The following is a 15,330-nucleotide window of genomic DNA, read 5'->3' on the forward strand; positions in this document are numbered from 1 at the left end:
TGTTTAAGGCTAATTTAATCAAATATTTCTAATGTTGATGCTTGATGAATATTATTTAAAGTTTGTTATATCCTTCAAATCTCTCATCAACAATACGTTTCCATTCCGGGTGTTTTTTAATGAATGCAAAAACGTACGGACAGAAGGGCAGCAATTTTTTTCCACTTTCTTCTATGTAGAGCAATGTTTTTTCTACAACGGCTGCAGCAGCTCCGGTTCCTGCTAATTCCGGTTCTGCTTCGGTATGTATTAAGGCAATTTGCTGACTGGTTTCTTTACAGTCGATAAATGCAAAATGACCGTTAAACTCGATTTCAAATCTCTTTTTTTCCTCGTTTTTTACTAATGGAATGTTTTCAAATTCTGGTTTCATGATTGTATAATTTAGTAGTTAATGTTGATTTTAAATGAAATTAATCCTCCAAATATCCGAATTTTCCAGTATTGAAATCTTCAAAAGCCTGCATAATTTCTTCTCTTGAATTCATAACAAAAGGTCCATGAGAAAAAATAGGTTCATTGATTGGCTCACCGCTGATTATCAATATAATTGATTCTTCGGTTGCTTCAATACTGAAATTTTCACCTTTGTTTTCAAATAAAATAAAATGATTAGCTGATACTTTTTCTTCGCCATTTACAATGATGTTTCCTTCAATAACTAAAGCAGCCGTAGTAAACTGAGCAGGAAAATTAAAGTTGGCTTTTCCTCCTGATTTTAATTTGGCATTCATCATGTTTAACGGTGTGAATGTAGATGCGGGCACCTTTGTTTTCTTCAAATTCTCCGGCAATGATTTCAATAAATCCGTTTTCACCCAAATCTGCTTTTTTCATTTCTGAATTGGAAATCGCCTGATATTTTGGTTTGCTCATCTTGTCTTTTGCAGGAAGATTCACCCAAAGTTGAACCATCTGGAAAATTCCACCTTGTTTAGACCATTCTTTTTCGTGATATTCTTTATGGAGAACTCCACTTGCTGCAGTCATCCATTGTACATCTCCTTCGGCAATGATCCCACCACCACCTGCGCTGTCGTGATGTTCAACTTTACCCTGATAAGCAATGGTGACTGTTTCAAAACCTCTGTGCGGATGTACACCAACACCTTTTGGAGTTCCGGATGGATTAAAATGAAATTTAGAATTATAATCTAACATGAGGAATGGATCCATTCTTTTCATATCTAATCTCTGAGCACTGGGAATAAAATTATGCACCCTAAAACCATCACCTACAAAATGGGCAGGCTTTGGGGGAATTACAATTTCTACTTTTTTAGTTGTCATAATATGCTTGTTTTACTTGTAAACAAAATTATGACAGTCAGAAGAGAATTACATTGATGTGTGGTAATTAGTGAGTTTTGGGTTGGAGAGTTTTAACTCAGAGGAGTTCTAGTATTTGAGTTTATTCTTCTGAATTCATGTTTCTGCCATCCGACACGTGAAGTCTTCTGAAGACCAAACTTGATAAAATGGTTAAAATTCCCACCGTAAGAAAGGTAAAACGGAAAGCGTTGTGAGTTTCATACCTGATGAGTTCAGGACTGTTTTCGTAGATTTTTAAAACAATCAGACCAAAAGCAATTCCAAATCCGATGGCTAATTGCTGATTGACAGAAATCAAAGAATTTCCGCTGCTCGTTTGGAAGTTACGTAAATCTGCAATCGAAATGGTATTCATGGATGTGAATTGTATCGAATTGAAAAATCCTAAAATGGCAATAATCGGAATAAACCAAAATAGCGAAGAGTTGATATTCGGAATAGCAAGACAACAGATTAAAGTACCGATAATGAATGTATTGACCATCAAAGTTCTTTTGTAACCGAATTTATTTAAAATTTTAATAACAGATGATTTTCCAAACATGGCAGTTAATGCCATTGGAGCAATGATCCAGCCTGATGTAACTGCCGATTCGCCATAAGCAATCTGAATCATCAACGGAAGCAAAAGCGGAACAGAGCTGATTCCCAATCTTGTCGCAAGATTTCCCACAATTCCTACCCGGAAAGTTCGAACCTGAAATAAATTCAGAGGAAAAATCGGATTATTGCCTCTTTTTGCGTGTCGGTAATAATAATACAGGAATAAAAATCCTAATATGAAAACCAATAAAACCGGTGTGATATTCTGCATATCTCCAAAAAGCTCAAGCGAAACAGAAAGTAGGAGCGAGGCTGCAGCAAAGATCATAAAACCTTTAAGGTCAAAATCTGTATCTCTTGAATTATAATTGGGCATATATTTTAAACCTAAGACAATTCCTAAAACTCCGATTGGAATATTGATAAGAAAGATCCAGTGCCAAGAAAGATAATCTACCATATAACCTCCGACCAGCGGACCTAAAACAGGACCGATCAAAGCAGGAACAATGGCAAAATTCATCGCTTTGAGCAATTCGTTTCTGTTGAAAGTTTTAATTAAAGCTAATTTTCCGACAGGTGTCATCAAGCTTCCGCCAACTCCCTGAATCACTCGGGAAATCACCAGATGAGTAAGATTTTGAGAAAGCGCACAAAAAACCGAACCTAAACTAAAAAGTGCCAAAGCAAAAATAAAAACTCTTCTGGTTCCAAAACGATCTGCCAAAAATCCGCTTGCAGGCATGAAAACAGCTAAAGTCAGAACATAACTGATGATGGCGTTTTGCATATTCAGAGGAGATTCTTTTAAATCTCTTGCAATCGAGGGTAGGGAAGTGTTGAGGATTGTTGAATCGAGCATCTGCATGAAAATGGCAGTTGCTAAGATTAAAGGAAGAACTTTTTTTACGGTCTGGCGTGGGGATGTAGTTGTCGGCATAAATAAGAAATGATTTTAAAAAAGCAATTTTAAAACCATTTTATAATATTAAAAAAGTCCTGCGATTTCTCACAGGACTTATGGGTTTATTTTCTAGGCTTTTCTACTCCTATCCACGCTTCACCTTCTCTTTTGACCTGGCTTAGTGTGAAAGTTTTAAAATCGTCAGTTTTGTATTCTATGTTGTCTACGTTTTGCTCAAACGGCATAATGTAGAAGAAGTCTTTATCTGTTTTATCAGCTTTAGTTCCTTTCTTTACCGTAGGCATATATTTTCTGTTGAATTTATATTTTGGTAAGTACTGTTTCAATGAAGCGTAGAATTTCTTGTCTTCCTTTTCGTTAGGAACAATATCTACAATATTAAATTCGTCTTTTTTCTTATCAACCCAAAGATAATAAATGGTTTCCTCCATTGTCTTTTTATTCAGAGAAGCAAAGCCGAAAAATTCTTTTGGTACCAATTCTTTTATCCTTTCTGCATCAACCTTTGTGAAATATTCACCTTGAGAAGGATCTACATACGTTTCCAGATTATACAATAAAACCTGATTATTCTGGAAATTTTTGTTTTTGAAATACTGATCCAAAGATAATTCTGCAGTTTTTCTCAATTCTTTTCCTCTGTCATCCAGTTTTTTTGTGGGATTTTGAGGATTTACTTTTTTTACGAAGTTGTAAAGAACTACAGGCTTAATATCCGCAAGGTGAGGGAAGGTTTTTAGCTGTTCAGCTTTTACCAACCAATAATATTGCTGATAATAATCGTCTTTTTCGGCAGGTTTTACACTTTTATAGGTAAGAGCCAGCTTTTTAGAATTAAGATATTTTCCATATTTACCTTGTCCAAAAGCAAAGCTTACAGATAGTAAAGCAAATAAAATAGTAATGTTTCTTTTCATTTTACAGCAAAGATTTTTTTGATTTTTCAAATATAATTATTTATTAGATAATAAGTTTAATACTTAGTTAAATTATACAAATATTATTGATTTTATTCAAGAAAAAATCCTGTAAGGATACAGGATTAATAAATTTCAATATTTTTTAATAAGAGGTTTCGTGTACTTTCACTGCTCTTCCGCTTGGGTCGTTCATTTTTTTAAATGCTTCATCCCATTCTAATGCAATAGGTGTAGAGCAGGCTACAGAAGGTACTGAAGGTACAGTTGCAGCCGCAGTTTCACTAGGGAAATGCTCTTCAAAAATCGTTCGGTAACGGTACTCTTCTTTGTTTTGAGGGGTATTTAAGGGAAATCTGAATTTTGCATTCACCATCATTTCATCAGTTACATATTTTTCAGCCACTTCTTTCAATGTGTCAATCCATGAATAACCTACGCCGTCTGAGAACTGTTCTTTCTGTCTCCACGCAATAGATTCCGGTAAGATATCTTCAAAGGCTTTCCTTAAAACCCATTTTTCAATCTTTCCTTCTTCTTTATTAATCATTTTATCTTGTGGATTTACATTCATTGCAATATCCATAAATTCTTTATCCAAAAACGGAACCCTGCCTTCGATTCCCCAGCTCATCAAAGCTTTATTGGCTCTCAGACAATCATAAAGATGTAATTTTCCTAATTTCCTCACCGTTTCATCATGGAATTCTTTCGCATTCGGAGCTTTGTGAAAATACAAATAACCACCAAATAATTCATCTGCACCTTCTCCTGAAAGAACCATTTTAATTCCCATCGATTTGATGACCCTTGCTAAAAGATACATCGGCGTAGAAGCCCTGATTGTTGTAACGTCATAGGTTTCCAGATGATAAATCACATCCCGAATTGCGTCTAAACCTTCCTGTACGGTGAAATTTACTTCATGGTGAACCGATCCGATATGTTCCGCTGCTTTTTTTGCTGCCGCCAAATCCGGAGAACCTACCAGTCCAACTGCAAAACTATGGAGTCTGGGATACCAGGCTTCCTGCGTATCTCCACTTTCAATTCTCTGTCTTGCATATTTTGCTGTAACAGCAGAAATTATCGATGAATCTAAACCTCCCGAAAGTAAAACTCCATAAGGAACATCGCTCATCAACTGTCTGTGAACCGCATCTTCTAATCCTTTTCGGATTGCCTGAATGTCTGTCACGTTGTCTTTTACTGCTTCAAAGCTTTCCCACTCTCTTTTGTACCATTGCTGAAGTTCACTGCCTTCAATACTATAGACATAATGTCCAGGAAGAAATGTGTCGATTTTTTTACAGACGCCTTCCAAAGCTTTCAGTTCGGAGGCAATGTAATAGTTTCCGTTTTTGTCCCAACCTTGATATAAAGGGCATATTCCCATGTGGTCACGGGCAATCAGATAAATGTTGTTCTCAATATCATATAAAGCAAAAGCAAATATTCCGTTGAGTTTTTCGATAAAATCTTTTCCGTATTTTTGATATAAAGCTAAAATAACTTCGCAGTCAGATTTGGTTTGAAACTCATAGTTCGGAAATTCTTCCTTCAGCTCACGGTGATTGTAAATTTCGCCGTTTACAGCCAAAACTATTTTGCCGTCTTTAGAAAATAAGGGTTGCTTTCCTGAAGTAGGATCTACAATGGCGAGTCTTTCATGAGAAAATAAGATTTTATCATTTTGAAAAACACCACTCCAGTCCGGACCTCTATGACGAATTTTTTTAGACATTTCCAAGACCTGTGGTCTTAATATTTCGGTTGGTTGTTTGGCATCAAACAAGCATACAATTCCACACATATTATTTTTATTTAAAGCAAAAATACTTATTAAGTATAAATTATAAAATAAAAATCATTATAAAGTTGATATTTTACATTAATTAAATATTATTGATTAATTTTTTAATTTTTAAAGTAGAGTTTGCTTGTTTAAACTTAATTTTTTCTATAAGAAATAAGAAGTTGATTTTAAAAAAAATAAAAAAAGTTGCAAAACATTGATGTATGATAATTAATAATCCAAATATTTTTCATTCCTTTGTGGCTCGAAATAATTTTTTTTCATCATTTGTGTTTTTACCTCCTTGTAATAATATTGCAAGGAGGTTTTGTTTTCACTCAACTCCCAGTAAAGCGCCCGAAATATTCCATGCACTGAAGCTTGTTCCTTCGGGTTCTCCCTGAGGGATTTTCACCTGAATGGTGTGTTTTCCGGCTTTTAAATTTCCAAGCTGAATGTAGTTAGGATTGGTAATCGTTCCCGGACACCAATTGGATCTGCTGAGGTCTGAAGACGATAGTCCGTCCGGAAAATTTCCCGATGCTGGATTGTACAAACGGTAAGAGCCGCAATCTGTTCTCCAGGGAATGAATGAGAATATCATTTTTCCATCAAAGTAAATGGAATTTTCTTTTGGAATAAATTCATCACCGTTTTCCCAACCACCATGACCGGTTGTTATATATCTTAATTGAGCGTTTTTTAAATCCTTTTCTAAATTGAATTCCACAAAAAGCCCTTTTTCATTGTTGAACATTGTGGCATAATCCTGTCCCGCCATTTCCATAATATTTGTGGTATTGAAAAGCGGAATTATTTTGTTGTTTTTATGAACAATCTGATCACTTTTGTGAATGGTAATATCCAGACTTACCTTGTGACCGCCTTTATCATAATTTCCGATGAAAGTTCCAACCCAGATTTCTTTTTCAGAAAGTGATGGTTTCAGCTCTGTAATATCCTGACGAAACGGACTTACCGTTTGCCAGGTTTTACCTTTTAATTCTAAATTGTTAAACTTATCGATACCGAATGCGGTAAAAAATCTCATTAGTTCTACCGTTGGCTGATAATTTTCGTTGGAAATAATTCCAAAATATTGTTTCCCATTTCCGTTTTCGTAAGCGGGAAGAGTTTTTACTCCTTTTTCCAATCCGTCAAAAAAAGACTGCGATTTATCTTCGGGAATAAAAAATACGGTTCCGGTTCTGTCGTAAGCATCACCATTCGATTGTTGTTTTAATTCGGCAAAAACATTTTCGCCCTGAGAAATCTTTGGAAATTTAATTTTCTTTAAAAGAATAGTTCCGTTGGCAAATCTTTTTATATTTTTGTCAGATTTTGACTGATCCGAGAAATTAATGATTTCGTTTTCAAAAACTTTTAATGTGGTAAATCTGCTTTTCCAAAGTAAATCTCTATAGCTCAATAAATCTGTTACAGGAATGGGCTTATCAATAATTTTGTCAATACTTGTTTGTTTGATTTTCTTTATAGAAATGGCTGTCGTTGCGGAATTTCCGTTTCTTTCAATCTGTAAAACCAAACCTAAATTCTGTCCCAAACTTGATGGCCCGCCTTTTATTTTTAAATCATTGGTGTACCAGACTTCGATGGTGTTTGAGTTGATTTTGGTAACCGCTTTTTTACAATTGTAGCCTAAAATCTTTTTAGTTTGTGTAGTTAACTCAAATTCCTGCTTTGCTATCGATTCTTTATCCGAAGTGGAAATTGCTTCATTCGACCTTAAAAATGCATAAGAAACAATTGTGTTGGAAGGTTTTTCAATCTTGCTGATTTCAAACGGATAATCGCTTTTCTGTTCTTTTATTTTTGTATTTAAAATAAAGTTTTCATTCTCATTGACCCAAACAATCGTAGGGTTTTGATTAGGCTGAACTTTTCCGTTGTAAGAACTCGTGTACTGAATTTCGTAAGTCTGCGCAAAATTTAAAATAGATAATAGTGTGAAAAAACTGAGTAGTAATGATCTGATCATGATGAAGTGATGGTTTTTACAAAGGTAAAGTTTTGAATTAATTTAATAAAAAAAACTACTCTAGGAAAAATAGAGTAGTTTATATATTTATGTGAGATAAATTTAAGCCAATCTCTCAATCAATGCCATATAGAATCCGTCATAACCTTGACTAGGCATTATCTTTTCGTCTTTAATTAATTTGTAATCAGGGTTGTTTTTCAAGAATTCTGCAACCTGTTCGTTATTTTCGGAAGGAAGAATTGAGCAAGTAGCATATACCATTTTTCCGCCTTTTTTAAGGATTTTAGAATAATCCTGGATAATTTGCTGCTGTTCTTTTTTAATTCTGTCGATGAAAGCCTGGTCGATTTTCCATTTGCTGTCCGGGTTTCTTTTTAAAACTCCCAAACCTGAACATGGCGCATCAATCAATAATCTGTCAGCAGTTTCGTGAAGACGTTTGATTACTTTGTTATCAGAAATCATACGGGTTTCGATATTGTGAGCTCCGGCTCTTTTAGCACGGCGTTTTAGTTCAGCCAGTTTCCATTCGTAGATATCTAAAGCAATGATCTGACCTTTGTTGCCCATCAATGCGGCAAGGTGAAGTGTTTTTCCACCCGCTCCGGCACAAACATCGACCACTCTCTGGCCTTCTTTTACATCAAGGAAATATCCGATTTTTTGAGATGTGGCATCCTGAACTTCAAATAATCCGTCTTTGAATGCTGTGGTAAGAAAAACGTTCTTTTTTTCTTCTAATTGTACTGCATCCGGATAATTTTTCACCGTATAAGCCACTACATTTTCAACGGCAAGGTCTGAAATCAGTTCTTTGGCTGAAGTTTTCAAAGAATTGGCTCTTAAAACTGTTGGAGCCTGCTCATTCAGAGCTTTCATTTCTTTTTCCCAGATCGGGCCTAGTTCTTTTTCTAAAGTTTCAACCAGCCATTCAGGAATTGAATATTCAATAGACTTTGTCGGAACTGTCCCTTTCTTCAGTTTAGTAGTGATGTCGGCGATTTTAATGCCTTCAAATTCTTCAAATCTTTTGTAGTTGGTTTTGCTCCAAAGACAATACGCAACAATCAATTTATAAATATTGTCAGGTTTCACACCTTCACCCATGTAATATTCAAGACGTTTTTTCCAACGGATGATATTGTAGAAAATCTCGGAAACAACTGCTCTGTCCTGGCTTCCCCACTTTCTGTGAGCTTTTAAAAGTCTTTCTATTACTTTATCGGCGTATTTATTTTTCTCAAAAAAAGTTTCTTGTAAAGCATCGTGAATTCCGATTGCTAAGTTTCTGTGTATCAATTCCATTGTTGCAGTATGCTGTTTGAACTTGCAAAAATACAATTTTTTAATGATAAGTAATAAGTAATTGGCAATGAGTAATATCACTGAAATCTTAATTTTTAAATTTTCTATTTAATCATACATTTGCAAAAATTAAAATTATGAGTGACTCTTTAGTTTGTCCGAAATGCGGTTCAGAATTCACCTATCCAAGTGATAACATGACGGTTTGTTCTCAATGTTTCTACGAATGGAATCCAGAAGAAACAAGTGCAGATGAAAACGGTTCGGGAAAAATTTTGGATGCAAACGGAAATGAATTGCAGGACGGAGATTCTGTAGTAGTTGTAAAAGATTTGCCTGTAAAAGGTGCTCCGAAACCTGTAAAAGCAGGAACTAAAGTTAAAAATATAAGATTGAGACCGGAAAGTGATCACAACATCGATTGTAAAATTGACGGTTTTGGCTCGATGGCTTTGAAATCTGAATTTGTGAAAAAAGCGTAATCAGCATCTCGCGTTTGGCTTTTGGGAATTAGCTAAAAGCTGTAGGCAGAATACCAATAAAAAAGGAAAAGATTGGACAGTGTAAACTTCCGAGACTTCATTGCTGGAGAAAGCTAATTGCAGTCTATTTACTGGAAGAGAATTGAACCAAAAGTTTCCTTATATTGTTGATGATTCAAATTTAGTAATTATGTTGAACATCAGATAGATAAATATATTTGATTTATCCACTAACTAACATTAAGGGTGCTAAAGAATTGTTAATTATTTGAATGAAATTTTCACTAAACCTTTGATCTTTTCATGGGTATGCATGATGAGCTCTTTATTTTTTGAAATAATTTTGTTCCAGTAATGATTTCCTGCAAATCTGCTTTCAAGAACTTGTGTATCATAACCGCTTTCTGAAATTTGAATCTGTTGCGGATAATAGGCGAAATTTGAAAGTCCAAAATCTTTCATTTCAGATTCAGTAAAAATATTGACCTCGCCGAAAAGTTTCGCAACGTAAGTATTGTAAGGATTTTTGTATGTTTCTTCCGGATTATCATTCTGTATCAATCTTCCGCTTTCCAGAATAACAATCTGGTCAAGCCAAGGGATGATATCTTGCAGCTCATGTGTAGAAATAATCAGGGAAATATTTTTTTCCTTTACATATCTGAAAAGTTTCTCACGAAGTTCAATTTTTCTTGCGTAATCGAGATGGCTGAAAGGTTCATCCAATAAAAGTAGTTTAGGTAAAACAGAAAGTGCTCTTGCGATGGCAACTCTTTGCTGTTGCCCTCCACTAAGATTTTTGGGCAGCACATGGGCGAATTCTACCAATCCTACAACCTCCAAAAGTTCATGAATAGTTTCTTTTTTCTTGGCTAAATTGATATTTGAAATAAATTTTCCGACATTATCCGCAACGGTTGCATAAGGCATTAAGTCAAAATTCTGTGCTACGAATTTCATTTCAGGTTCTCCGGGAACGAGATTTCCTTTGGGTCCCATCAATTTTTTGTTTTCAAAAACAATTTCGCCCTGCTCCCAGTTCAGAAGTCCGTAGATGAGACTTAATAAGGTAGACTTTCCGCAACCGCTTTCGCCTGCCAATGCAATTATTTTTCCTTCTCCCAATTTTAGATTAAAGTTTTGGAATAAAGGATTTTCCTGAGTATGTGAAAAATATAAGTTGTTTATCTCTAACAGCATGAGGCAAAAATACGGTTTTTAGTAAACACTGGCATATTTTTAGTAATTTTGGAATGACTTAAAAAATTTAGTTCATCATGCAAAGAAAATTATTCTCTCTCACTGTTCCTGCACTTTTTGCCGCAGCTGTTTTTGTTTCATGTCAAAAAGAAAAACCGGTTACAGGTAATGGTAATGAGGTCACCACTACAAAAGATGGAAATAAATATGTTCTTGATACTTTAAACAGTAAAGTAGAGTGGAAAGGTTACAAAGTTTTCAAGTCTGAAAATACCAGTCATTTCGGAACAATAACTTTTGAAAGCGGCGACGTTACCGTGAAAGAAGGGAAATTAGAAAGCGGAAAATTCGTAGCAGATATGACTTCTCTTACTTCTGTTGATTTAAAAGATGATACAGAACAACTATCTAAATTAAACGGTCATCTAAAAAGCGGAGATTTCTTTGAGACAGAAAAATTTCCGACTGCTTCTTACGAAATTACAAAAGTAACTCCAACTGCTGAAGGCGATTATAATACACTTTTAGATGGGAATTTGACGATAAAAGGCATTTCAAAACCTGTGCAGTTCAACGCCAACGTTTCGGTAAAAGAAAGTGTGGTGAGCATTGCAACAGAACCGAAAGATATCATGAGACAAGAATTTGGAGTCAAATTTCAAAGTCCTGTCGAGAACGGAGTGATTAAAGATGAGGTAAGTCTTCAGATTAATGTGAAAGCTTTAGAAAAGAAATAATTTTATAGAACTTAAATAAACTTAAACCTGTCTTTACAAAGAGACAGGTTTTTTATGATAAAATCAAAACTTTTTTAATTGGAAAACCTTATTTTTGCAGATAGATTTTGAAAGGGTTAATAGAATGACAGAAAAGATAGAAGAATTATTGCTCGAAGTAAACAGCTTCAGCGCAACATCCAAAGATGAGATTGAAAACTTCAGAATTAAGTTTAATGGTAAAAAAGGAGTTTTAAATGATTTTTATGAATCATTGAAGACCATTCCCAACGACCAGAAAAAAGATTTCGGACAGAAAATCAATTCTTTGAAGCAAGCGGTCGCTGCCAAATTGGAAGATTTTAAAGCGTCTTCCGAATCTTCTGTTATCCTTGAAAAAGAAAGATCTTACAAGACCTGCTTTTCCTTTAGAATTAGGTTCCAGACATCCGATTAATTTAGTGAAAAACAGAATTATCGATATTTTCAAATCTATCGGTTTTGCTGTTGCAGACGGACCTGAGATTGAAGATGACTGGCACAACTTTACGGCACTGAATTTACCGGAATATCATCCTGCGAGAGACATGCAGGATACTTTCTTTATTGAACAGAATCCGGATATTCTTTTAAGAACGCATACTTCTTCGGTACAGATTCGTTATATGGAAGAAAATCAGCCGCCGATCAGGATTTTGTCTCCGGGAAGAGTGTTCAGAAATGAAGCGGTTTCTTCGCGTTCGCACTGTATTTTCCATCAGATTGAGGGTTTATACATTGACGAAAAAGTGAGTTTTGCGGATTTAAAACAAACGATTCAGTTTTTTACCACAGAACTTTTCGGAAAGTCAAAAATCAGAATGAGACCTTCTTATTTCCCTTTCACTGAGCCGAGTGCAGAGATTGATGTATATTGGGGATTAAATTCCGAAACGGATTACAGAATCACAAAAGGAACCGGTTGGTTAGAAATTATGGGTTGCGGAATGGTAGATCCTGCTGTTTTGAAGAATGTCAATATTGATTCTGAAAAATATTCCGGTTATGCTTTTGGGATGGGAATTGAAAGAATTACAATGCTTTTATACCAAATGAGCGATATCAGAATGTTCTTTGAAAATGATATCCGAACTTTGGAACAATTTAAATCATTATAGTTACTTATAAATAAATATATTCAAAATCCTGTAAATTAAGTTTTCACAGGATTTTTTATTAAATTTATACAATAATACACAAGAAATGTCTAAAAAATCTTTGAGTTTTAAATGGAGGAAAATTGTACAGTATTCACTTATTGTTTGCATTCTTCTCATACAAACTATCATAGCCGGATTTTTTTACAATGAGTTTGTCAATAATAAAAATTTAAATTTCATTGAAAAACAAATCAATGAGGTTCGCCAGCTGGAGAATCTAACTGATGATTCCCGAAAAGAGCTCAATAATGCACAAAATTATTTTCAGGAATATGTAATCAGTCAAGATGATCAGTATTTGACGTCTTACTTTAATTCTGTGAATAAACTCACCAAAAACCTTGATAGCATCAATCATTTTAAATATCAAAATCCCAAATTAAAAAGTATTGTAACATCACACACACGCAAAGAGGTCAACGGCGAAACTGAAAATTTGAAACAATTGCTGGATTCTACTTATCAGTATTCTGCTAATTCAAATCTGAAAATGCCGGATAAGTTGCCAAAACTACAGCAATATACATTCGATTATAACTTTGATAAGTTTGAAGTACAGACAAAAACCTATTCAGATACTTTAAAAAAGAAGGGTCTTTTTGGTCGGTTGGGTGATGCAATAGCCGGAAAAGAGAATGTGAGAAAAGATAGTGTAGTAGTGACTGTAAAAGGAGGTAAAATTCTGGATATTCCTACTATAAAAAATGAATTTGATAGTATCGTAAATTCGATCAATAAGCATTATACCAAAGAAGTTAAAAGAATTCAAGTCAATGTTGTCAAAAATAAAGATGAGGGTAAAAATGAAACAAGTAAATTCTACTCGACATTCAACTCTTTGTTGGTTTACAGCAATGAATTGATGAATATCTACGAATTTGCCGTGAAAGATTCTAAATCTGAACTTGAAAAGGAATTAGCGATACAAAATTCTGAAAGTAATAAAGTAAGAAAAAATCTAGTAATAGGTCTCATGATTTTAATGTTCATCGTTTCTATCCTGATTATGTACTTTACCAAAATTGCCTTCGTTTATGAGCGCAGACTCAATTCTGCCAATGTACAGATTAGAGAAAATCTTAATTTTAAGAACAGAATTTTAGGAATGCTGAGCCATGAATTGCGATCACCGCTGAAAATTATAGGAATTTTTATCAACAGAATTAATAAAAAAACGAATGATGAAAGCATCAAAGAATATTTGAAATCAATTAGCTTTACCAATAATACATTATTGATGCAGGCCAATCAGATTTTGGAATATACTAAAAATCAACACGTTGAAAATAAATTAATTCCTGTAGTTTTTAATCTTAAAAATGAGATCAAATCAATCTTAACTTCCATAGAACCTTATATAGAAACAAGAAATAACAGGTTTATCATTCATGAAAATATTGATCCCGATATTGTGGTTTATTCAGACAATACAAAAATAAACCAGATTTTTATGAATATTTTGGGTAACGCCAACAAGTTTACAGAAAACGGACAAATAACCGTAAAAACCGCTGCTGAAAAGACAGGTGAAAATAATGTTACTTTAACCACTGAAATAAGCGATACAGGTGCCGGGATTTCTAAGTCTGATCTAAAAAAAATATTTGAACCTTATTATCAGGGAGTTTTATCAAATGAAGTTGAAAACCTCGGTGCTGGTTTGGGCTTGAGTTTATGCAAAGAAATTGTAGAATTATATGCAGGTAATATCTCTGTAATGAGCGAACAAAATGAAGGAACAACAGTTTCTTTTGCTATTAATTTAAAGGTACATCAAAAATGAATCAGGTAGATCAAAAACCATTTACGATTTTGCTTGCAGATGATCATAGCTTAATCAGGCAGGGCCTTCTATTTGTTATAGAAGAAATTTCGCCTGACAGTAAAGTTTTTCAGGCATCTAATCTGCAACAGGCATTAGAATCTGTGAAAACAAATAATATTGATATAGCAATTATTGATGCTCATTTTCCTGATGGAAATAGCCTCAGTATTTTACCTGAGCTTAGAAAAATAAAACCCGAAATCAAGATTTTGGTTTTTACCGGGATCGATGAAAATACCCAATCACTAAAGTACATCAATGCTGGAGCTCATGGTTTTCTCAGTAAAATGAGTGAGGAAGACGAGATAGAAAATGCTCTACAAAAAATGCTGCAGCACGGTGAGTATATTTCTTCGGTAACGCAGGGTTTATTATTGAATTCTTTGCGTAATCCCAAGGCTGCAAACCCTTTATCACGTCTTACAGAAAGAGAATCACAGATTGCAGAAATGTACGCTGAAGGTCTGGGTAATCTGGAAATCGCAAATAAATTGGATGTAAAACAAAATACCATAAGCACTATTAAGAAGAGAATTTTTGATAAATTAGAGATTGAAAACATTGTAGAGCTTATACACTTAATCAAAAATAATGAGTGATTTTTTATATTTCCGAGGACTTTAACATTGATTTCTCTTACACATTATATAGAAACAGAATCACAATTGATTCTGTTTCTTTTTTGTAGATAAATATCTACAAGCTTAGCGATATATATCTAAGCTATTTATGATAATTGTATTTTAATATGTTGGTATTTTTGTACCAAGATAATCGATTATTTAATCATATCTGAAAAATAATTTGAAGTTTGGTTCTAAAAGCAAAAATGATGAATTTCAAATATTAAATTAAAACACAAATGATGAAAACAAATTTGCTGATAAAGAGGTTAAAAACTTTGTCTAAGCAGGTAAACTAAAACACAAATGATGAAGATGAATTTTGCTGATACAGAGGTTAAAGACTTTGTGTAAGCAAAGCAGGTTAAAACACAAATGATGAATCTAAAATTAATTCTAAACACAAATGATGAGAAAATTATTTATTTACAAATTTGAAAGATTTGTAGGTTGATACTAAAAAAAC

11 protein-coding genes and 2 pseudogenes are annotated in these 15,330 nt (G+C 34.0%); 5 read left to right on the plus strand and 8 right to left on the minus strand.

Translation table 11 applies throughout. From position 1 onward, the window contains the following. Window positions 1–55: 55 nt before the first annotated feature. From ACZZZA_RS08895 to ACZZZA_RS08925, 7 genes and pseudogenes are all read right to left on the minus strand, one after another. On the minus strand, window positions 56–373 hold the full coding sequence (locus ACZZZA_RS08895) for a GNAT family N-acetyltransferase (RefSeq protein WP_463431040.1): 318 nt from the start codon (window positions 371–373) through the stop codon (window positions 56–58). Between the two features lie 40 nt (window positions 374–413). After that, window positions 414–1,290 (minus strand): annotated as a pseudogene (locus tag ACZZZA_RS08900) (pirin family protein). A gap of 121 nt (window positions 1,291–1,411) precedes the next feature. After that, window positions 1,412–2,815, minus strand: coding sequence for an MFS transporter (locus ACZZZA_RS08905; RefSeq protein ID WP_463431042.1), 1,404 nt, complete (start codon window positions 2,813–2,815; stop codon window positions 1,412–1,414). 86 nt (window positions 2,816–2,901) lie between these two features. Next, the gene (locus tag ACZZZA_RS08910) at window positions 2,902–3,717 is read right to left on the minus strand and encodes a hypothetical protein (RefSeq protein WP_463431044.1); all 816 of its coding nucleotides are present in this window, start codon (window positions 3,715–3,717) and stop codon (window positions 2,902–2,904) included. Window positions 3,718–3,862: 145 nt separating this feature from the next. Then, complete coding sequence (gene asnB / locus ACZZZA_RS08915; RefSeq protein WP_463431045.1) at window positions 3,863–5,530, minus strand: asparagine synthase B; 1,668 nt, start codon at window positions 5,528–5,530, stop codon at window positions 3,863–3,865. A 316-nt stretch (window positions 5,531–5,846) separates the two neighbouring features. After that, entirely contained in the window at window positions 5,847–7,511 is a 1,665-nt protein-coding gene (locus ACZZZA_RS08920; RefSeq protein ID WP_463431047.1) for a GLPGLI family protein, read from the minus strand. A gap of 102 nt (window positions 7,512–7,613) precedes the next feature. Next, window positions 7,614–8,819: an RsmB/NOP family class I SAM-dependent RNA methyltransferase gene (locus ACZZZA_RS08925; RefSeq protein ID WP_463431049.1), complete on the minus strand. Its 1,206-nt coding sequence runs from the start codon at window positions 8,817–8,819 to the stop codon at window positions 7,614–7,616. A 137-nt stretch (window positions 8,820–8,956) separates the two neighbouring features. Here ACZZZA_RS08925 and ACZZZA_RS08930 point away from each other — a divergent pair, with 137 nt between their 5' ends. Continuing rightward, a complete protein-coding gene (locus tag ACZZZA_RS08930; protein WP_463431052.1) occupies window positions 8,957–9,301 on the plus strand; it encodes a zinc ribbon domain-containing protein YjdM in 345 nt (114 codons plus the stop codon). Between the two features lie 264 nt (window positions 9,302–9,565). Here the strand turns inward: ACZZZA_RS08930 and ACZZZA_RS08935 are convergent, their stop codons facing one another. After that, window positions 9,566–10,501: a sulfate/molybdate ABC transporter ATP-binding protein gene (locus tag ACZZZA_RS08935; protein WP_463431054.1), complete on the minus strand. Its 936-nt coding sequence runs from the start codon at window positions 10,499–10,501 to the stop codon at window positions 9,566–9,568. Between the two features lie 77 nt (window positions 10,502–10,578). Between ACZZZA_RS08935 and ACZZZA_RS08940 the strand changes: the two genes are divergently transcribed. The 4 genes and pseudogenes from ACZZZA_RS08940 to ACZZZA_RS08955 all read left to right on the plus strand — a co-directional run bounded on the left by ACZZZA_RS08940 (window position 10,579) and on the right by ACZZZA_RS08955 (window position 14,840). After that, on the plus strand, window positions 10,579–11,238 hold the full coding sequence (locus ACZZZA_RS08940) for a YceI family protein (RefSeq protein ID WP_463431056.1): 660 nt from the start codon (window positions 10,579–10,581) through the stop codon (window positions 11,236–11,238). Window positions 11,239–11,362: 124 nt separating this feature from the next. Continuing rightward, window positions 11,363–12,374 (plus strand): annotated as a pseudogene (gene pheS, locus ACZZZA_RS08945) (phenylalanine--tRNA ligase subunit alpha). Window positions 12,375–12,459: 85 nt separating this feature from the next. Beyond that, a complete protein-coding gene (locus ACZZZA_RS08950; RefSeq protein WP_463431058.1) occupies window positions 12,460–14,199 on the plus strand; it encodes a sensor histidine kinase in 1,740 nt (579 codons plus the stop codon). Further along, the gene (locus ACZZZA_RS08955; protein ID WP_463431060.1) at window positions 14,196–14,840 is read left to right on the plus strand and encodes a response regulator; all 645 of its coding nucleotides are present in this window, start codon (window positions 14,196–14,198) and stop codon (window positions 14,838–14,840) included. The genes ACZZZA_RS08950 and ACZZZA_RS08955 overlap by 4 nt, the downstream gene beginning before the upstream one ends. Window positions 14,841–15,330 lie beyond the last annotated feature (490 nt).

This window comes from Chryseobacterium sp. AC405b (genome assembly GCF_979258685.1).

Bases quoted from the DNA above. Each gene is read 5' to 3' on its own strand.
- ACZZZA_RS08895 (WP_463431040.1), bottom strand. From the start codon at position 373: ATGAAACCAGAATTTGAAAACATTCCATTAGTAAAAAACGAGGAAAAA.
- ACZZZA_RS08905 (WP_463431042.1), bottom strand. From the start codon at position 2,815: ATGCCGACAACTACATCCCCACGCCAGACCGTAAAAAAAGTTCTTCCT.
- ACZZZA_RS08910 (WP_463431044.1), bottom strand. From the start codon at position 3,717: ATGAAAAGAAACATTACTATTTTATTTGCTTTACTATCTGTAAGCTTT.
- asnB (WP_463431045.1), bottom strand. From the start codon at position 5,530: ATGTGTGGAATTGTATGCTTGTTTGATGCCAAACAACCAACCGAAATA.
- ACZZZA_RS08920 (WP_463431047.1), bottom strand. From the start codon at position 7,511: ATGATCAGATCATTACTACTCAGTTTTTTCACACTATTATCTATTTTA.
- ACZZZA_RS08925 (WP_463431049.1), bottom strand. From the start codon at position 8,819: ATGGAATTGATACACAGAAACTTAGCAATCGGAATTCACGATGCTTTA.
- ACZZZA_RS08930 (WP_463431052.1), top strand. From the start codon at position 8,957: ATGAGTGACTCTTTAGTTTGTCCGAAATGCGGTTCAGAATTCACCTAT.
- ACZZZA_RS08935 (WP_463431054.1), bottom strand. From the start codon at position 10,501: ATGCTGTTAGAGATAAACAACTTATATTTTTCACATACTCAGGAAAAT.
- ACZZZA_RS08940 (WP_463431056.1), top strand. From the start codon at position 10,579: ATGCAAAGAAAATTATTCTCTCTCACTGTTCCTGCACTTTTTGCCGCA.
- ACZZZA_RS08950 (WP_463431058.1), top strand. From the start codon at position 12,460: ATGTCTAAAAAATCTTTGAGTTTTAAATGGAGGAAAATTGTACAGTAT.
- ACZZZA_RS08955 (WP_463431060.1), top strand. From the start codon at position 14,196: ATGAATCAGGTAGATCAAAAACCATTTACGATTTTGCTTGCAGATGAT.